This window comes from Streptomyces katrae (genome assembly GCF_000717655.1).
Taxonomy (GTDB): domain Bacteria; phylum Actinomycetota; class Actinomycetes; order Streptomycetales; family Streptomycetaceae; genus Streptomyces; species Streptomyces katrae_B.
Genome location: NZ_JNZY01000014.1, coordinates 159,051 through 177,880 on the forward strand (window position 1 = coordinate 159,051; position 18,830 = coordinate 177,880).

16 protein-coding genes are annotated in these 18,830 nt (G+C 73.8%); 9 read left to right on the top strand and 7 right to left on the bottom strand.

Annotated elements, in window-relative coordinates:
* Positions 1-6: 6 nt before the first annotated feature.
* From IF09_RS0119315 to IF09_RS0119325, 3 genes are all read right to left on the bottom strand, one after another.
* A complete protein-coding gene (locus IF09_RS0119315) occupies positions 7-924 on the bottom strand; it encodes a DMT family transporter (protein ID WP_051832645.1) in 918 nt (305 codons plus the stop codon).
* A 62-nt stretch (positions 925-986) separates the two neighbouring features.
* On the bottom strand, positions 987-1,925 hold the full coding sequence (locus tag IF09_RS0119320; RefSeq protein WP_030297327.1) for an EamA family transporter: 939 nt from the start codon (positions 1,923-1,925) through the stop codon (positions 987-989).
* A 65-nt stretch (positions 1,926-1,990) separates the two neighbouring features.
* A complete protein-coding gene (locus tag IF09_RS0119325) occupies positions 1,991-3,271 on the bottom strand; it encodes an MFS transporter (protein ID WP_078613341.1) in 1,281 nt (426 codons plus the stop codon).
* Between the two features lie 110 nt (positions 3,272-3,381).
* Between IF09_RS0119325 and IF09_RS0119330 the strand changes: the two genes are divergently transcribed.
* Complete coding sequence (locus IF09_RS0119330) at positions 3,382-3,876, top strand: MarR family winged helix-turn-helix transcriptional regulator (protein WP_030297330.1); 495 nt, start codon at positions 3,382-3,384, stop codon at positions 3,874-3,876.
* A 175-nt stretch (positions 3,877-4,051) separates the two neighbouring features.
* Here the strand turns inward: IF09_RS0119330 and IF09_RS0119335 are convergent, their stop codons facing one another.
* Genes IF09_RS0119335 through IF09_RS40385 form a run of 3 tightly spaced genes read right to left on the bottom strand, consistent with a single transcriptional unit; the run spans position 4,052 to position 6,556 of the window.
* Positions 4,052-4,291 (bottom strand): hypothetical protein, encoded by a 240-nt coding sequence (locus IF09_RS0119335; protein ID WP_030297332.1) that lies wholly within the window; start codon positions 4,289-4,291, stop codon positions 4,052-4,054.
* A 20-nt stretch (positions 4,292-4,311) separates the two neighbouring features.
* The gene (locus IF09_RS0119340; RefSeq protein ID WP_030297334.1) at positions 4,312-6,306 is read right to left on the bottom strand and encodes a 4-alpha-glucanotransferase; all 1,995 of its coding nucleotides are present in this window, start codon (positions 6,304-6,306) and stop codon (positions 4,312-4,314) included.
* Positions 6,307-6,328: 22 nt separating this feature from the next.
* Complete coding sequence (locus IF09_RS40385; RefSeq protein WP_051832637.1) at positions 6,329-6,556, bottom strand: hypothetical protein; 228 nt, start codon at positions 6,554-6,556, stop codon at positions 6,329-6,331.
* Between the two features lie 211 nt (positions 6,557-6,767).
* Here IF09_RS40385 and IF09_RS0119350 point away from each other — a divergent pair, with 211 nt between their 5' ends.
* Positions 6,768-9,878, top strand: coding sequence for a beta-N-acetylglucosaminidase domain-containing protein (locus IF09_RS0119350; protein WP_030297335.1), 3,111 nt, complete (start codon positions 6,768-6,770; stop codon positions 9,876-9,878).
* A gap of 39 nt (positions 9,879-9,917) precedes the next feature.
* On the opposite strand, the gene IF09_RS0119355 is transcribed toward IF09_RS0119350, so the two are convergent.
* Entirely contained in the window at positions 9,918-10,454 is a 537-nt protein-coding gene (locus tag IF09_RS0119355) for an HNH endonuclease (protein WP_030297339.1), read from the bottom strand.
* Positions 10,455-10,715: 261 nt separating this feature from the next.
* Between IF09_RS0119355 and IF09_RS0119360 the strand changes: the two genes are divergently transcribed.
* The 7 genes from IF09_RS0119360 (at position 10,716) to IF09_RS0119390 (ending at position 18,797) form a co-directional block, all read left to right on the top strand.
* Positions 10,716-11,807 carry a mechanosensitive ion channel family protein gene (locus IF09_RS0119360; RefSeq protein ID WP_199920454.1) on the top strand — a complete coding sequence of 364 codons (1,092 nt, stop codon included), beginning with the start codon at positions 10,716-10,718 and terminating at the stop codon, positions 11,805-11,807.
* Positions 11,808-11,965: 158 nt separating this feature from the next.
* Positions 11,966-13,174: an ROK family transcriptional regulator gene (locus IF09_RS0119365; protein WP_030297341.1), complete on the top strand. Its 1,209-nt coding sequence runs from the start codon at positions 11,966-11,968 to the stop codon at positions 13,172-13,174.
* 148 nt (positions 13,175-13,322) lie between these two features.
* Positions 13,323-14,657, top strand: coding sequence for an ABC transporter substrate-binding protein (locus IF09_RS0119370; RefSeq protein ID WP_030297342.1), 1,335 nt, complete (start codon positions 13,323-13,325; stop codon positions 14,655-14,657).
* A 6-nt stretch (positions 14,658-14,663) separates the two neighbouring features.
* Positions 14,664-15,638 (top strand): carbohydrate ABC transporter permease, encoded by a 975-nt coding sequence (locus tag IF09_RS0119375; protein ID WP_030297344.1) that lies wholly within the window; start codon positions 14,664-14,666, stop codon positions 15,636-15,638.
* A gap of 2 nt (positions 15,639-15,640) precedes the next feature.
* The gene (locus tag IF09_RS0119380) at positions 15,641-16,477 is read left to right on the top strand and encodes a carbohydrate ABC transporter permease (RefSeq protein ID WP_030297345.1); all 837 of its coding nucleotides are present in this window, start codon (positions 15,641-15,643) and stop codon (positions 16,475-16,477) included.
* Positions 16,478-16,482: 5 nt separating this feature from the next.
* A complete protein-coding gene (locus IF09_RS0119385) occupies positions 16,483-17,757 on the top strand; it encodes a 6-phospho-beta-glucosidase (protein WP_030297346.1) in 1,275 nt (424 codons plus the stop codon).
* Positions 17,748-18,797, top strand: coding sequence for an N-acetylglucosamine kinase (locus tag IF09_RS0119390; RefSeq protein ID WP_051832639.1), 1,050 nt, complete (start codon positions 17,748-17,750; stop codon positions 18,795-18,797). The genes IF09_RS0119385 and IF09_RS0119390 overlap by 10 nt, the downstream gene beginning before the upstream one ends.
* Positions 18,798-18,830 lie beyond the last annotated feature (33 nt).

The window sequence follows — 18,830 nt, forward strand, 5'->3', positions numbered from 1 at the left end:
CCGAACCTACCGGCGCGCTCCCAGGCTCACGCCGCCCAGGATGAGCGCCATGCAGAAGAGCTCTGCCGGGCCCGTCCGCTCGCCGAGCAGCAGGAGGCCCAGGCCGGCGACGCACACCGGCTGGAGGTAGTAGACGACTCCCGCCCGGGCCGCCCCGATGAGCGAGACGGCCTTGTTCCAGGCGAAGAACGCGACCGCGGAGGACATGACGCCGACGTACAGCAGCATGCCGCCGGTTCCCGAGGTGACCTCGAAGCCGCCCTGGACGGTGACGGACACGGCGTACGCGGGGGCCAGCATCAGCGCGCCGAGCGCGAAGGTGGTGATCAGGAAGGCCGGCCCGCCGAGCTCGGCCGGCTTGCGCTTGAGCAGCGCGCTGTACGTGGCGAACGACAGGGCGGCGGCGAACATCCACAGGTCACCGGCCCCGAAGGCGAAGCCGAGCGAGCCGTCCCCGACGAGCAGCAGCACACCGAAGGCGGCGAGCAGCAGTCCGAAGGTGCGCCGGGCGCCGAGCCGTTCGCCGCCGAGGCGGGCGTACAGCGCCATGACGACCGGCGAGGCGGCCATGATCATGCCCATGTTGGAGGCGGAGGTGGTCAGTCCGGCCTGGTGCACGAGCGTGTTGTACAGGGCGACACCGAACAGCGAGGCGAGGGCGATGAAGCCGAGGTGCCGGCGGATCAGCTCCCGCTGCTGCCAGGCCTGCCGGGCCGCGAAGGGGGCGACGGCGAGGGTGGCGATGATCCAGCGCCAGAACACGGCCTGGACGGGCGGGACGGCGTCGGCCATCCCCCGGGTGGCGACGAAGCTGCCGGACCAGACGACCGTGGCGACCAGGGCGAGGAGTACGCCGAGTCCGGCGGACCCCTTCTTCACCTGGATGCCCGGCGTGTGCTGCGCAACGGTACGGACCCGGTCCATGACGGCCACGGTGTATCTCCCCCTCGGGTGCTGGTCCGACGGTCTGTCCGTCCGACGTGGATCTACCGTCGCATCGAGCCATCCGTCAGGTCCATCGAAATGTTTCGATTATTCTTTTCAGTAGAACTGAACGATTGCGCGGGGGTCGGGGCGGCGGCGAACAGCTGGCCCGCGACGGTGGCGCCGAAGGCGATTGCCATGCCCACCAGTTGCACGGGCGACAGCGTCTGCCCGAGGGCCGCCCAGCCGATCACGGCCGCGCTGAGCGGGGAGAGCGGGCCGAGCAGGGTGACCGAGGTGGCGGTGAGCCTGCCGATGCCGCGGAACCAGAGCCAGTACGCGATACCGGTGTTGATCAGCATCATGTAGCCGTAGCCGAGGAGGGCGTTTCCGTCGAGCGCGGGCGGCGCCCCCTCGGCCAGGGCCGCGACGGGGATGATGACCAGCCCGCCCGCGGTGAGCTGCCAGCCGGCCACGGCCAGCGGGCCGACCCCGTCCGGACGCCCCCAGCGCTTGGTCATGACCGTGCCCGCGGCCATGGAGGCGGAGGAGACGACACCGGCGACGATGCCGACGAGGTCCAGCCGGGCCTCGGCGGTCAGGACGACCATGCTCACGCCGAACGCCCCCGCGACGGCGGCGAGGACGGTCCGCAGCCGCGCCCGCTCCCCCAGGACGAGGGCGGCGAGTCCGACGACGAACAGCGGGCCGGCGGAGCCCAGTACGGCCGCCACTCCGCCGGGCAGCCGGTACGCGGAGAGGAACAGCAGCGGGAAGAATGCGCCGATGTTGAGCGTGCCCAGGACGGCGGACTTCCACCACCACTGCCCGCTCGGGAGTCTGCGGGACAGGGCCGTGAGCAGCAGCCCGGCGGGCAGGGCCCGCATCACCGCGGTGAACAGGGGCCGGTCGGGCGGGAGCAGTTCGGTGGTCACGGCGTAGGTCGAGCCCCAGGAGACCGGGGCGAGTGCGGTCACGGCGACGGTGGCGAAACGGTTCATGGCAGGTGACTCCTCGGGCGGGTGAGGAACTCGGGAGGGAGGGAGCCGGACCACCGGCGGGCGGCTCAGCCGGCCGGGGCCTGCGCCGGGGCGGCCGGGGTCCGCGCGGCCACCACGGCCGGCGGCTCGGCGTACACGGCCTCGATCGGCAGCCGCCGCTCCAGCCGGACCAGCGCCAGGGCGGCGCCGGCCGCGGCGGTGGCGAGGACGGCCCAGGGCAGGCGGCCGTCGACGGAGAGCAGGGCGGTGAAGAGGGAGGGGGCCAGCGCGGTGGCCAGCGAGTAGGACAGCTGGTAGGTGGCGAGGTAGCGACCTCGTACGGCCGCCGGGGCGGCGGAGACGGACAGGGCCCCGCCGGACGGGCTGTGCACGAGCTCGCCCAGGGTGTAGACGACGACGATGGCCAGCAGCGCGACCAGGGTCACGCTCTGCCCGGGGCGCAGCGTGCCGAGCACGATCTGCCCGACGAAGGCGGCGGCGAAGAGCAGTGCGCCCAGGGCGGCCGAGCGGGTGCGGCGGGCGCCCGAGCGGCGGACCCGGCTCGCGACGAGCACGCCGATCCCGGCGCACAGGGCGGTGTTGACGGTGAACGCGGCCCCGGTGAGGGAGTCGGGCCCGTGCAGCCAGGTGGCGATGTACAGCGGGAAGAGCACGGACAGGGCCGCGTAGCCCAGCGCGGTGAGGAAGTTGGCGGCGGTCAGCGCGAGGAAGGGCCGGTCGCGCAGGACCGTCCCGTATCCGGCGGCAGGCCGGCCGGCGGCGGCGTCCTGCCCGCCCTGCACCGGGCGGACCCGGCTCACGAGCAGTCCGGCGAGCGCGAACGCGAGCGCGTTGCCCCAGGCGGTGTACGTGAAGGCGGCCGTCCCCCACAGCGCCAGCACTCCGGAGACGATCAGGGCCCCGGCTCCCATCCCGGCGTTCTGCAGGGCCCGCAGCGAGGCCTGGAGCCGGTCCCGGGCGGCGCCGCGGGCCACCTCCCCGATCAGGGACTGCTGGACGGCGGGGAAGGACCGGTCGGCCAGGGCGGTGACGAGCGCGACGCCGGCGAAGGCGGGCAGCGAGCCGGCGAACGGGTAGAGCGCGAAGCCGAGCGCCCGCAGCGCGTAGAGGACCAGGACGATCCGCCGGGCGCCGAACCGGTCGACGGCCGAGCCGGCCAGCGGCATGAACGCCAGTCCGGCCAGGCCGGTGGCGGTCATGACCACGCCGACGAGGGCGAAGGAGAGGCCGGTGACGTGGTGGAAGAAGACGAGCGAGAACGGGACGTACATGCCGATCCCGACCGCGCTGACACCGACGCCGACGAGCAGGGACCGCTCCCCCGCCACCCTTGCTTCCCTGGCCATGGCCACGGCCCCTCCCCAAAGTAGGTTGCTGGAAAGTAGCTTACCTCTAAGCTACTTTCCGTCAAGCAACTTTCTTGCGAACGATCGGAGGAAGGCTGGATACTTCGCGCATGACCGAGGCCAACAAGGACGCCGTCGACGCGATCATCGACCAGTGGGCTGCAGTACGGCCGGACCTGGAAACCGCCCCCATGGCCCTCTTCGGCCGCATCTACCGGATCTCCCGGGCCATGGGTGACGCGATCGAGAAGGCCTACGCCCGCTACGGGATCTCGCGCGGCGAGTTCGACGTCATCGGCACGCTGCGCCGCTCCGGCGCCCCGTACACCCTCTCGCCACGCCAGCTGTCGGCCACGCTCATGCTCACGACGGGGGGCATGACCGGGCGCCTGGACAAGCTGGAGAAGGCCGGCCTGCTCTGCCGCAAGCCCGATCCGCACGACCGGCGGGGGCTCCAGGTGACCATCACCGACCGCGGGCTCGCCCTCGTCGACGAGGCCGTCGCCGCCGGGCTGGAGGTACAGCGCGCCGCGCTGACCGGGCTGGACGACGAGGAGGTCGCCGTCCTGACGGGCCTGCTCCGCAAGCTGATGGCCGGCGTCTAGGGGGCGTCGTCGAAGTCCCTCCCCCAGCCACCGCCGGGAGGTGCCCCCGCCCCCGGCCCGGCGGCGCCCGGAACGCACAACGGGGCGCCGGGGGTCCGCACCGACGCCGACAAGGCATCGTCCTGCGGACCCCCGGCGCCCCGGAAGTCTCTGACGGGTTGCTACCCCCGCGGGGTCAGCCCTGCGCCTGCGGCCTGTCCGACTTGTCGAGGACCATCACGAGGCCCGCGATGACCAGGAACAGCAGGATCGGCAGGCCGACGTACAGACCGAGGGTCTGGGCAACGCTCAGGCCCGCGCCCGGGTCGTCGCCGTCGTCATGGGTCACCGCGAGCGCGGGAGACGTCATCAGCAGCATCATCAGCGTCGATCCGGCCGTGACGGCGCCGGCGCGCAGGGCGTTCTTCTTGTCCACGGTGCAAACGTAGCGAACACCTAAACGAGGCGCGCGCCCGGGGGTGCCGTACGGGCACGCGCCCCCTCCCGGACCGCGCCCAGCAGGGCGTTCGCCCGGGGCGAGGCGGCCAGCGCCTCCAGGGTCAGCGGCCGTCCCGCGGCGTCCGCGACCGGCAGCCGCCAATTGGGGTACTGGTCCCAGGTTCCCGGCAGGTTCTGCGGCCGCCGGTCCCCGACCGCGTCCGGCAGCCATACGCCGACCAGCCGGGCGGGGGTGCGCAGCAGGAAGCCGTACAGGGCCCGTACGGCGGCCTCCTCGCCCTTGGTGTCCAGGCCGAGCCCCTCCAGCACGTCCAGCCACCGGGCGGTGTCCGCGGCGTCCTGGGCCCGCTCCTCCTCGAGCGGGCGGGTCAGCAGGCCGAGCCGGTCGCGCAGTTCCACGTGGCCGCCGGCCAGCTTGGCGGCGGTGGGCGGCAGGTCGTGGGTGGTGGCGGTGGCCAGGCAGTCGGCCCGCCAGGCCTCGGGGGCGAGCGGCTGCCCGTCGCCCGCCCAGTCCCGTTCGAACCAGAGCACGGAGGTGCCGAGCACCCCGCGCCGGGCCAGTGCCCGGCGGACCCGCGGCTCCACCGTCCCGAGGTCCTCGCCGATGACCAGGGCTCCGGCCCGGTGGGCCTCGAGCACCAGGACCGCGAGCATGGCCTCGCCGTCGTACGAGACGTACGCGCCGTCGGCGGGCGGGGTGCCCTCAGGGATCCACCAGAGCCGGAACAGGCCCATGACGTGGTCGATGCGCAGGGCGCCGGCGTAGCGGAACACCCCGCGCAGCAGGGCCCGGAAGGGCGCGTACCCGGTGGCCTCCAGCCGGTCGGGCCGCCACGGCGGCAGCCCCCAGTCCTGGCCGCGGGCGTTGAAGGCGTCCGGCGGGGCGCCGACGCACACGCCGTTCGCGTACAGGGGCGGGCCGGCGGTGTCCGAGCCCTTCGGGTGCACCCCGACGGCCAGGTCGTGCACGATGCCGACCGCCATCCCGGCCTCGCGGGCCGCGCTCTGGGCCGCGGCGAGCTGGGTGACCGTCAGCCAGACCAGCCAGCGGTGGAAGTCGGCCCCGCTTCTCGGATCGTCGCCGGCATGGTCGGCGCACCAGGCCGCGTGCCGGTCCAGTGCCTCGCCCTGTTCGGCACGGAACTCCCGGTAGGCGGCCTCCCGTTCGGGCGTGCGGGGAACCGCGTACAGCAGTTCCAGGGCGGCGCGCTTGAGGGCCCAGACGGCGTCCCGGTCGATCAGCGCCCCCTTCTCGAGTACCGCGCGGCGCAGCTCCCCGCCCCGGGCGGCGAGTTCGGCGAGGGCGCCGGCATCAGGGCAGTCACCGTACTCGGGGACGTCCTCGATCCGCAGGTGCACCGGGTCGGGGAAGCGGCGCGTGGAGGGCCGGTACGGGGAGGGGTCGGTCGGGATCCCGGGCACGGCCGCGTGCAGCGGGTTGACCTGGATGAACCCGACTCCGTGGGTGCGGCCGGCCCAGCGGGCGAGTGCGGCCAGGTCGCCGAGGTCGCCCATGCCCCAGGAGTGCTCGGAGAGCAGCGAGTACAGCTGGACGAGCAGCCCGTGGGCCCGCTCGGGCGCGGCCGGGGCCCGCTCCGGGGCCACGATCAGGGTGGCGGCGCCGGTGCGGCCGTCGGGGGTCTCGGCGGCGAGCCGGTGGACGCCGAGCGGCAGTCCGGGGCCCCATGCGAGCTCCTCCCCCGTCTCCTCGGCGGCCACCCGTACCCGGGTGCCCGGCGGCAGCCCGGCGGGCTCCGGCGGCACGGGTTCCCCCTGCCAGAGCACCACCGTCCTCGGCAGCAGCCGCTCGGCCGCCTCCCGTACGGCGTCCTCGGCGCTCACCCGGACGTCCTCGGCGTCGTCGGCAACGACCCCCAGCAGCCCGAGGAGCGCCTTGACGGTGGCCTCCGGGACCGGGACGGTGACGTCCTCGGCGGGCTGGTAGGTGGTGGCGATGCCGTGCAGGGAGGCGAGCCGGGCGAGGTCGTCCATGTGAATACCTGTGTCCCTGTGTCTAGTCGCCTGCGGCAGCGGCCGCGGCGGGTGGGGTCGGCTCGCTCGTCAGCGGGGCCTCGTCGGTGAGCGGGGGCTCGCTGGTCAGCGGCGCGTGGGCGGCACCGGCGAGCGGGGGCTCGCTGGTGAGGGGTCCTTCGGCGGGCCCGGCCTGCGCGGGCAGGTGGGCGAGCAGTGGGGTGTGCCGCGGTGCGGCGGCGGTGTGCGGGGTGCCGGTTGCGGTGTCCACGGGCGGTTGCTCCTTTGTCCGTACGAGGTGTGAGGGTGGGTCAGGGGCCATGGAACACCGCCGGGAACATCGCAGCCATACCCCGCGGGCGCCGCCGCAATTCCTGCGTATCCAGGTCAGAACGCCCGCCCGCATTGACACTCCGGCCGCACGGGTGGTGGGCTCGGGGTCATTCGTACGGGCGGGTGACGACTCGGGACGGGGAGGCTCCGTGCAGCTCAGGAGCAGGAAGCGGGCGACGGCGGCGGCGGTGGCGGTCATCGGGACGCTGCTGGGCGGCGGGGTGTTCGCCGGCCCGCCCGCCGCGTTCGCGGCGCCGAGCGCACCGGCCCTCCCGGGGCCGGATCCCGCTGCCGGACCTGCCACCGGGACTGCGCCCGGACATGCGAACGGACCTGCCGCCGGGCCTGCCACCGCGCCCGCCGCCGGGCCCGCCGCCGGGCCGGGCACGGATCCCGCGACGGGGCTTGCTCCTGGGCCCGCGTTCGACCCGGGCTCCGACGCTCCGCGAGCGGCCGCCGAGGGGCCGGCCGTGTGGCCGCGGCCGCAGTCGATGACCGCCGACGCGGCGCGCGAGGTCCCGCTGGGCGCCGAGGCCGTTCTGGTGGCGGCGCCGGACGCCGATCCGTACGCGGTCGGGCTGGTGCGCACCGCCCTGCGCGCAGCGGGCGTACGGACCCTGCACGAACCGGCCCCCGGGGCCCCGCTGCCCGAACGGGGCACCGTCGTACGACTGCAGGGCCCCGACGCGCAGGAGGCCCTGCGGGTGCTGGGCGCGGCCCCGGCGGCGGCCGGGGCCGCGGACCTGCCGAACGGGGGCTACCGGCTGGCCGTCGGCAAGGCCGCGGGCCGTGACACGGTCGCGCTGGCCGGCGTGGGTGAGGACGGGCTGTTCCACGCGGCACAGACGCTGCGCCAGCTGCTGGCCCCGGCCGGGGCGGGCGGCGGGAAGGTGCCCGGAGTGGTGGTGCGGGACTGGCCGACCGCGCCCGTACGCGGGATCACCGAGGGGTTCTACGGGCAGCCGTGGACGCAGGACCAGCGGCTCGCACAGCTGGACTTCATGGGCCGGACCAAGCAGAACCGGCTGCTGCTCGCGCCCGGCGACGACCCGTACCGTACGACCGGCTGGCGCGAGGACTACCCGGCGGCGCAGCAGGCCGAGTTCCGGGCGCTGGCCGATCGGGCCCGCGCCAACCGGGTGGTGCTGGCCTGGGCGGTGGCCCCCGGGCAGTCGATGTGCCTGGCCTCGGCGGCCGACCGGGCGGCGCTGGCGCGCAAGCTGGACGCGATGTGGGACCTGGGCTTCCGCGCGTTCCAGGTGCAGTTCCAGGACGTCAGCTACACCGAGTGGGGCTGCCGGGCGGACCGCGTGCGGTACGGGACGGGCCCGGCGGCGGCCGCGAAGGCGCACGCGGAGGTCGCGGGCGAGCTGGCGGCGCACCTCGCCGCGCGGCATCCGGGCGCTGCGCCGCTGTCGCTGATGCCGACGGAGTACCACCAGAAGGGCGCGACCGCGTACCGGACCGCCCTGGCGAGCCGGCTCGACGGGCGGGTGGAGGTCGCCTGGACGGGCGTGGGCGTGGTGCCGCGCGCGATCACCGGGAAAGAACTCGAGGGGGCGCGCAGCGCCTTCGGGCAGCACCCGCTCGTCACCATGGACAACTACCCGGTCAACGACTGGGACCCGGGCCGGGTCTTCCTCGGCCCGTACACGGGCCGGGAGCCGGCGGTGGCGGGCGGCTCGGCGGCCCTGCTGGCCAATGCGATGCAGCAGGGCACCCTGGCGCGGATCCCGCTGTTCACGGCCGCCGACTTCGCGTGGAACGCGAACGGCTACCGGCCGGGCGAGTCCTGGGCGGCGGCGGTCTGCGACCTGGCCGGGCCGGACCAGGCGGCCCGCCGGTCCCTGGCCGCGCTGGCCGGGAACACGGCCTCCTCGGGCCTCGGCCACCAGGAGTCGGCGTACCTGCGCCCGCTGGTGGACGAGTTCTGGCGCAGCCGCGGCTCGGGCGACCCGGCGGCGGGCGACCGGCTGCGGGCGGCGTTCACGGCCCTGCGGGAGGCGCCTGCACGGCTGCCGGGGCTGTCGGCCGAGGCCGGGCCGTGGCTGGCGCGGCTGTCGGCGTACGGAACGGCGGGCGAGCTGGCGGTGGATCTCCTGCGGGCCCAGTCCCGCGGGGACGGCGCGGCGGCGTGGCGGGCCTCGCAGGAGCTGTCGGCGGCCCGCAAGGCGCTGGCCGAGCCGGGAACCGCCCGGCTGGACCAGACCGTACTGGACCCCTTCCTCGCACGGGCGGTGGCCGAGGCGGACGCGTGGACCGGAGCGGCCCGCACGCCGGGCACGGTGTCCCGGGAGCCGGACTCGTACACGGTCCGGCTGGACACGGTGCGGCCGGTGTCGGTGGTGACCGTGATGACGGACCCGCTGCCGCCGGGGGTCCGGGGCGCGGCGGTGGAGGCGCACGTGCCGGGCGAGGGCTGGCGCAAGGTCGCGGAGGCCTCGGCGTCGGGCTGGACACAGGCGGACGTCGGCGGCCTGGGTGCGGACGCGGTGCGGCTGTCGTGGGCGGGGCCGGCTCCGGCGGTGCACCAGGTGGTGCCGTGGCTGGCGGACGGGCCGTCGGCCTCGTTCGAGCTGCCGGAGGCCTTGGACGTGGAGATCGGCGGGGCCGCGCAGGTGGTGCCGGCGCAGCTGTCGGCACTGAGCGCCGGCGGGGCCCGGGGGCCGCTCTCGGCGGCGGCGCCACAGGGCGTCGAGGTGAAACTCCCCGCGGAGGCCGCTGCTCCGCGGGGTACGCGGGTCACGGTCCCGGTGTCGGTGACGGTCCCGGCGGGCACCGCGGCGGGCAGCTATCCGGTGCCGGTCACGTTCGCGGGGCAGACCCGGACGCTGACCGTGCGCGCCGTCCCGCGTACGGGCGGGCCGGACCTGTTCCGTTCGGCGCGTGCCTCGTCGTCGGGGGACGAGACCCCGGCGTTCCCGGCCTCGGCGGCGGTGGACGGCTCCCCGACCACGCGCTGGTCGTCCAAGCCGGTCGACGGCGCGTGGTGGCAGGCGGAGCTCCCGGCGGCGGCCCGGATCGGCAGGCTGGTCCTGCACTGGCAGGAGGCGTACCCGTCGGCGTACCGGGTGGAGACCTCCCCGGACGGCGTCACGTGGCAACCGGCGGCGACGGTCCCGGCGTCCCGCGGCGGCCTGGAGACGGTCCGCCTGGACGCGCCGGCCCCGGCCCGCTTCGTCCGCGTCACCTGCGACAAGCGCGCGACCCGCTTCGGCTGCAGCCTCTTCGCGGCGGAGGCGTACGCGGTCACGCCGTAGGGGGCCCGGCCCGGGGGCCGGGCCCCCGGGCCGGGGCGGTCAGGAGGCTGCCGCGCCGATGCGGTCCAGGGCGTCCTCCGCGCCGTACGGCTGGAGGTACGGCATCCAGCGCGGATCCCGGTGGCCCGTGCCGATGATCCGCCAGGCCAGCCCCGACGGCGGAGCCGGCTGGTGCCGCAGCCGCCAGCCCAGCTCCAGCAGGTGCCGGTCCGCCTTGACGTGGTTGCACCGCCGGCATGCGGCGACCACGTTGTCCCACACGTGCTGCCCACCCCGGCTGCGCGGGATCACGTGATCGACACTGGTGGCGACCCCGCCGCAGTACATGCAGCGGCCGCCGTCGCGGGCGAACAGCGCGCGGCGGGTGAGAGGAACGGGCCCCCGGTAGGGGACCCGCACGAAACGCTTGAGCCGGACCACGCTGGGCGCGGGGACGACTCTCGTCGCGCTGTGCAGAAAGGCGCCGGATTCCTCAAGGGAGACAGCTTTGTTCTCCAGGACGAGGACGAGCGCGCGGCGGAGCGGTACGACGCCGAGCGGCTCGTACGACGCGTTGAGGACCAGGACGTGCGGCACGGACTGCCTCCTTGTACGCCGGCGGCGCGTGGCTCGCGCCGGGACGATCTGCTCTCCAGTCTCTCCTTACGGCTGGTCGAAGCGCCACCACGCGCCCGTAACGGGTCCGAGGTGTTTTCAACCACACCCGCTTCATCCCCAGGTGAGTCCGGTCTCTCCCTCGAACACTGCAACGGGGTCACCCGATTGCCCCGTTAGTGTGGATGGCCTGCCCCCTACACCCCTTCCGCGGGCAGACCGCTACACCTGGAGGTTCCCGTCGTGCCCTGGCCTGCCGCCCTGCTGCCCCTGGCAGCCGACACCCCGGACCCGGCCGCTTCGGTCAAGGAGGCCCACGAGAGCGTCACGAACGCCGCCAGCTTCGTCGAGGCGAACTGGGCCGGATGGCTGTACCTCGGCCTGAAGATCCTGCTGATCCTGGTGATCGCCGCAGCCCTGCGCTCGCTGGTCCGCAAGTCGCTGACCAAGCTGATAACGCGGATGAACCGGGGAGCGGAGGCCGTTGAGGGCATGGCACTCGGCGGGCTCCTCGTCAACGCGGAGCGCCGGCGCCAGCGCTCCGAGGCGATCGGTTCGGTCCTGCGTTCGGTGGCCTCGTTCCTGATCCTGGGCACGGCCGGGCTGATGGTGCTCGGGGCTCTGGGCATCAACCTCGGCCCGCTGCTCGCGAGTGCCGGTGTGGCCGGTGTCGCGATCGGCTTCGGTGCGCGGAACCTGGTGACGGACTTCCTGTCCGGCGTGTTCATGATCCTCGAGGACCAGTACGGCGTCGGCGACAAGATCGACGCGGGGGTGGCCTCCGGCGAGGTCGTCGAGGTCGGTCTGCGCGTCACCAAGCTGCGCGGGGACAACGGCGAGATCTGGTACGTCCGCAACGGCGAGATCAAGCGGATCGGCAACCTCAGCCAGGGCTGGGCGACCGCGGGCGTGGCCGTCCAGGTCAAGCCGTCGGAGAGCCTGACCCGCGTCCGCGAGGTGGTCAAGCACGTCGCGGACGGCATGGCCAAGGAGTCCCCGTGGGACGAACGCCTGTGGGGCCCGGTGGAGGTGCTGGGCCTGGACGAGGTGCTGCTGGCGTCGATGACGGTGAAGATCTCCGCGAAGACGATGCCGGGCCAGCAGTTCGCCGTGGAGCGCGAGCTGCGCTGGCGGATCAAGGAGGCCTTCGACGACGCCGGCATCCGGATCATCGGCGGTCTGCCGGCCGGCGACGGCGAGGAGGACGAGGCCCCGGCAGACCCGTCGGCCGCCGTGGCGCCCCCGTCGGCGCTCGCGAACCCCGCCTCCCCGCAGTCCCTGGCCACCGCCCCGATCCCGGCACCGGCCGTCGGCACGCCCCGGATCAGCAAGTAGCCCTTCGCCCCTCCCTCCCTGCCACCTCCCGCACCACACCGCTGCCCCCGCAGGTTCATTTCTGCGGGGGCAGCGGCATTGACACAGCTCAAACGCCGATAGGAAACTTACCTAACAGTTTCTGACCACGGCGTGAGCCGACGACGGAGAGAGTGCTCATGACCGGCACCACCCCCGGAACGCCCAGCCTGCTGCGCGCCATGAACGACCGCGCGGCGCTGGACCTGCTGCTGGAGCACGGGCCCCTGTCCCGGACCCGGATCGGCCGGCTCACCGGGCTCTCCAAGCCCACCGCCTCCCAGCTGCTGGCCCGCCTCGAAGCCGCCGGGCTGGTCGTGGCCACCGGCACCGCCGGCGGCCGCCCCGGACCCAACGCCCAGCTGTACGGGGTCAACCCCCGCGCCGCCCACGTCGCCGGACTGGACGTCACCCCGGGCGGCATCGTCGCGGCGGTCGCCGATCTCACCGGCGAGGTGATCGGCAGCCACGAGCTCCCGTACGCCGAGGGCACCGGGGCCGTCGACCGGGTCACCCGCGCCCTCGGCGGGGCCGTCGAGGACGCCGGGCTCGGGCGCTGCGACATCCACCGCGTCGTCATCGCCACCCCGGGGTCCTTCGACCCGCGCACCGGGGCGCTGCGCTACGCCGAGCACCTCCCCGGCTGGCACTCCCCCACCCTCCTCGAAGAGCTGGCGGCGGCCCTGCCGATGCCGGTCGGGTACGAGAACGACGTGAACCTCGCCGCGGTCGCCGAGCAGCGCCTGGGCGCGGCACGCGGCCACGGGGACTTCGTCCTGCTGTGGAACGAGGAGGGTCTCGGCGCCGCCCTGGTACTCGGCGGCCGGCTGCACCGCGGCTGGACCGGCGGCGCGGGGGAGGTCGGGTTCCTGCCCGTGCCGGGCCACCCCCTGGTCCGGCAGGTCGCCCGGGTCAACTCCGGCGGCTACCAGGCGCTGGCCGGCGTGGAGGCGCTGCCCGGGATGGCGGCTGCGCTGGGCATCGGGATGCCGCCCGGGGCCGAGGCGCAGACGCCGGTCGGCGCGGCGGCCGCGCTGCTGGCGCGGGCCGCCGGGGATCCCGAGGGGGCGAACCTGGGGCTCCTGCAGCAGTACGCCACCGCGCTGGCCACCGGTCTCGCCGCGCTGGTCGCCGTACTGGACCCCGAGATCGTGGTCCTCTCCGGCGCGGTGACCGCCGCCGGCGGGGACGTGCTGCGCGAGCTCGTCGAGGCCGAGCTCGCCGATCTCGCCCCCTCCCGGCCGCGCCTGGTGTCGGGCACGGTGCGCGAGCGGCCCGTACTGCGCGGCGCACTCGAGAGCGCCCTCGCCGTCACCCGCGACGAGGTCTTCGACACCTCGCGCCGCTGACCGGCCCGGCCCGGCCCGCTTCCCCGTACGTACGACCAGCACCTCCCGCCCCATCGGCTCCCCCCGGCACCACCTGCGTCACCGAAGCCCGTCGTCGCGTCCCCTGGCACATCTCCGGAAGTTCCTCCCGCAGAGAGCGAGCACCGCCATGCCCAGAAACAGCCGTCTGACCGCCGCGGCCACCGCCGTCGCCGCGATATCCGTCCTGGCCTCCGCGTGTACGGGCCAGAGCGGCAACGCGGCCGCCGACGACCCGGACAAGGAGGTCACGCTCAACTTCTGGCACGGCTGGTCCGCGCCGAGCGAGGCCAAGGCGATCGAGGAGAACATCGCCAGGTTCGAGAAGGCGCACCCGAACATCAAGGTCAAGGTCACGGGCAACATGACCGACGACAAGATCAACCAGGCGCTCCGGGCCGGCGGGGACAAGGCCCCCGACGTGGTCTCCTCCTTCACCACCGACAGCGTCGGCAAGTTCTGCAACTCCGGCGCCTTCGCCGACCTGAACCCCTTCCTCCGCAAGTCGGGCGTCGACAAGGCGCAGGTCTTCCCCAAGACCCTGCTGGAGTACACCCAGTTCAACGGCAACCAGTGCACGCTGCCGCTGCTGAACGACGCGTACGGCCTCGTCTACAACAAGGACGCCTTCAAGGCCGCGGGCATCACCGAACCCCCGAAGACCTGGAGCCAGTTCACCGAGGTCGCACAGAAGCTGACCAAGTCCAGCGGGGACTCGTACGACCAGCTCGGCATCATGCCGACCTACCACGGTTACGAGACCACCCCCATGCGCCTGGCCGCGCAGTGGAGCCCGAAGTACTTCGGCGCCGACGGGAAGGCCAGCCTGGCCAAGGACCCGGGCTTCGCGAGCATGCTGAACGCACAGAAGGACCTGGTGGCCAAGCTCGGCGGCTACGAGAAGCTCGAGAAGTTCCGCAGCACCTTCGGCGACGAGTGGAGCGCCGAGCACCCCTTCCACAAGGGCCAGGTCGCCATGCAGATCGACGGCGAGTGGCGGGCCGCGATGGCCAAGGAGGCAGGGGTCGCGTTCGAGATCGGGACCGCGCCGCTGCCGGTGCCGGACGACCAGGTCGCCGACTACGGCAAGGGATACCTCTCCGGCACGATCATGGGCATCGCCTCGGGCAGCAAGAAGCAGAACGCCTCCTGGGAGCTGGTGAAGTACATGACCACCGACACCGAGGCGGTCGTGGCGTTCGCCAACGCCATCCACAACGTGCCCTCCACCCTGGCCGCCCTGGAGTCGCCGAACCTCCAGGTCACCCCGGAGTTCAAGACCTTCCTCGACATCGCCCGGCACCCGAGGTCGAACACCACCCCGGCCCAGGCAGACGGCGGCACCTACCAGCTGACCTTCCAGGACCTCGCGTACGCGGTCGAGAAGGGCGACGTCGCCGACATCCCGGCCGGCCTCGCCAAGACCGACCAGCAGATCGACACGGACATCGCGAAGGCGAAGTAGCCCCCGATGACCGCCGCGCTGCCGAGCACAGGCACCCTCCCCACCGCACCCGCCCTGCGGGCGAAGCGCCGGCGCTCCGCCCTGCGGACCGCGGCCTTCATGTCGCCCTGGCTGATCGGGTTCGCCGTCTTCTTCGCGTACCCGCTCGTCTCCACCGTGTACTTCTCCTTCACGAAGTACGACGGCTTCCGCCCTCCCGTCTTCAACGGCCTGGACAACTGGACGTACGTCTTCTCGGACTATCCGCTGTTCTGGCCGGCCATGCGCAACACCCTGTGGCTGGTCGTGGTGATGGTCCTCAGCCGGGTCGTCTTCGGCCTCGGCACCGGCCTGCTCATCACGAGGATCAAGACGGGGGCGGGGCTCTTCCGGACCCTGTTCTACCTGCCCTACCTGGCCCCGCCGGTGGCGGCGACGCTGGCCTTCGTCTTCCTGCTCAACCCCGGCACCGGGCCGGTCAACACCCTGCTGGAGGGGACCGGCCTGCCCACCCCCGGCTGGTTCACCGACGCCGACTGGTCCAAGCCCGCGCTGACCCTCCTCGCCCTGTGGGGGATCGGCGACCTGATGGTCATCTTCATGGCCGCGCTGCTCGACGTACCGAAGGAGCAGTACGAGGCCGCCGAGCTGGACGGGGCCGGCCCCTGGCAGCGGTTCCGCCACATCACCCTGCCGAACATCTCGCCGATCATCCTGTTCGCGGTGGTCACCGGGGTCATCCAGGCCATGCAGTCCTACACGCAGCCCCTGGTGGCGGGGAAGGTCGCCGCGGGCGTCATCGGGGGTTCGGGCCAGCAGTTCGAGCCGGGCTACCCCGACAAGTCCACGCTGACCCTCCCCCAGGTCGTCTACAACGTCGGTTTCCAGCGCTTCGACTACGGCACCGCGTGTGTCGTCGCGCTGGTCCTCTTCGCCCTCTCCATGGCCTTCACCGCACTCCTGATGCGCCGCCGCGGCGGGCTGATCGGAGCAGGTGACTGAGCATGCGCCGAAACCGCAAGGCCGTCCTCCACTGGGTCGGGGTGCACGCCCTCGGCGTCGCGGCCGCCCTGTTCTTCGTCCTCCCCTTCGTCTTCCTGCTCCTGACCTCCCTGATGAGCGACCAGCAGGCGCTGACCCGCGACCTGGTGCCCGACACCTGGGAATGGGGCAACTACGCCAAGGTCTGGGACACCCCCGGCTTCCTGACCTGGTGGCGCAACACCCTGCTGTACGCGGGGCTGGGCACGCTGCTGACCGTGGTCTCCTCGGTGCCCGTCGCGTACGCCCTCGCCAAGTTCCGCTTCCGCGGGCGGCGGCTCTCGCTGCTGCTGGTGATCGCCATGATGATGCTGCCGCCACAGGTGGTGGTCATCCCGATGTACCTCTTCTGGGCGAAGCAGCTGGACCTGTCCGGCACGCTGTGGCCGCTGATCATCCCGATGGCGTTCGGCGACGCGTTCTCCATCTTCCTGCTCCGCCAGTTCCTGCTGACGATCCCGGACGAGTACCTGGACGCGGCCAAGGTCGACGGCTGCGGCGAGGTCCGCACCCTGCTGCGCGTCGTCGTACCGATGGCCAGGCCGGGCATCGCCGCCGTCGCGCTGTTCCAGTTCTTCTGCGCCTGGAACGACTACTTCGGCCCGCAGATCTACGCCTCGGACAACCCCGCTGCCTGGACGCTCAGCTACGGACTGGAGTCCTTCAAGGGGGCGCACCACACCAACTGGAACCTCACCATGGCCGCAACCGTGCTGGTCATGGCGCCGGTGATCGTCCTCTTCTTCTTCGCCCAGAAGGCGTTCGTCGAGGGCGTCACACTGACGGGAGTGAAAGGCTAGTGACCATGAAACTCGCAGTGGTGGGCGGCGGTTCCACCTACACCCCCGAACTGATCGACGGCTTCGCGCGGCTGCGCGACACCCTGCCGATCGGCGAGCTGGTGCTCATCGACCCCGCCACCGAGCGGCTGGAGCTGATCGGTGCGCTGGCCCGGCGGATCTTCGCCAGGCAGGGGCACCCGGGGCGGGTCACCACCACCGCCGATCTCGACGCGGGCGTCGAGGGCGCCGACGCGGTGCTGCTCCAGCTGCGCATCGGCGGGCAGGCGGCCCGGCTGCAGGACGAGACGTGGCCGCTGGAGTGCGGCTGCGTCGGGCAGGAGACCACGGGCGCGGGCGGGCTCGCCAAGGCGCTGCGGACGGTCCCGGTGGTGCTGGACATCGCCGAGCGGGTCCGGCGGGCCAACCCGGACGCCTGGATCATCGACTTCACGAACCCGGTCGGGATCGTCACGCGCGCCCTGCTGCAGGCCGGGCACAAGGCGGTCGGGCTGTGCAACGTCGCCATCGGCTTCCAGCGGAAGTTCGCGGCGCTGCTGGAGCTGGCCCCGGCCGACATCCACCTGGACCACGTCGGGCTCAACCACCTCACCTGGGAGCTGGGCGTGCGCAAGGGCGGCCCGGACGGCGAGGACCTGCTGCCGCGGCTGCTCGCCGAGCACGGGGAGGCCCTCGCCGCGGACCTGCGACTGCCGCGCGCGGTACTGGACCGCCTCGGCGTCGTGCCCTCGTACTACCTGCGGTACTTCTACGCGCACGACGCCGTGGTGCGCGAGCTGGGCACGAAGCCCTCGCGGGCCGCCGAGGTGGCCGCGATGGAGAAGGAGCTGCTCGCCCTGTACGCCGATCCGGCGCTGGACGAGAAGCCGGGACTGCTGGCCGAGCGGGGCGGGGCCTTCTACTCGGAGGCGGCCGTGGACCTGGCGGCGGCGCTGCTGGGCGACGGCGGCCCGGGCCCGGCGGCACTGCAGGTGGTCAACACGCGGAACGACGGGACGCTGCCGTTCCTCCCGGACGACGCGGTGATCGAGGTGCAGGCCCGGGTGGACCGGTCCGGCCCGGTGCCGCTGGCCGCGGCGCGGCTCGACCCGCTGTACGCCGGACTCGTCGCGCACGTCACGGCGTACGAGGACCTGGCGCTGGACGCGGCCGTACGAGGCGGCCGCGAACGGGTGTTCAAGGCGCTGCTGGCCCACCCGCTGGTCGGCCAGTTCGACCTCGCCGAGGGGCTGACCGACCGGCTCCTCGCGCACAACAAGGAGCACCTGGCATGGGCGTGAACCCTCCCGCCCACCCCACGGGTCCCGCCCGTCCCACTCGTCCCGCACGGTCCGCCGCCGTCCTGGCCGTCGACGCGGGCAACAGCAAGACGGACGCGGCACTGATCGCCGCGGACGGCACGGTCCTCGGCACCGGGCGCTCCGGCGGCTTCCAGCCGCAGCGCACCGGCGTCGAGGCGGCGGTGGACGTACTGGCGCAGGCGGTCGCGGCGGCCGCCGAGGCGGCGGAGCTGCCCCTGCCGGAGCCCGGTACGCCGTACGCCGACCAGGTCTCGGCCTGTCTGGCCAACGCCGATCTCCCGGTGGAGGAGCGGCAGCTCGCGGACGCGGTCGGGGCGCGCGGCTGGGGGGCGGCGACCCGGGTGTTCAACGACACCTTCGCGATCCTGCGGGCCGGGCTCTGCGCGGGCGGCCCGCCGCGCGGGGTCGCGGTGGTGTGCGGGGCGGGCATCAACTGCGTGGGGATGCTGCCCGACGGGCGCACGGCCCGCTTCCCGGCCCTCGGGCAGATCTCCGGGGACTGGGGCGGCGGGGCCGGTCTGGCCGCGGAGGCCCTGTGGTGGGCGGCGCGGGCGGAGGACGGCCGCGGCGGGCCGACGGAGCTGGCGGCGGCCCTGCCGGGGCACTTCGGGCTCGCTTCGATGGCCGAGCTGATCGAGGCGCTGCACCTGGGGGCCCTGGCGCAGTGGCGGACCCACGAGCTGGTGCCGGTGCTGTTCGCGGTGGCCGCGGCGGGCGATCAGGTGGCGTCGGCGATCGTGGAGCGGCAGGCGGACGAGGTGGTGGCGCTGGCGTCGGTGGCGCTGGCCCGGCTGGACCTGCTGGACGAGGAGGCTCCGGTGCTGCTCGGCGGCGGGGTGCTGACGGCCGGTCATCGGCAGTTGGACGAGCTGATCGCGGCCGGGCTGGCGCGGCGGGCCCCGCGGGCCCGGGTGTCGGTGGTCGCGGCCCCGCCGGTGCTGGGCGCCGGTCTGCTGGGGCTGGACGCGCTCGACGCCCTGCCCGAGGCGCATGGAAAACTCCGTGCCCATTTCGGGTGAACCCGCCCCGGGAGGGCCCGGTTCTGGAACCGT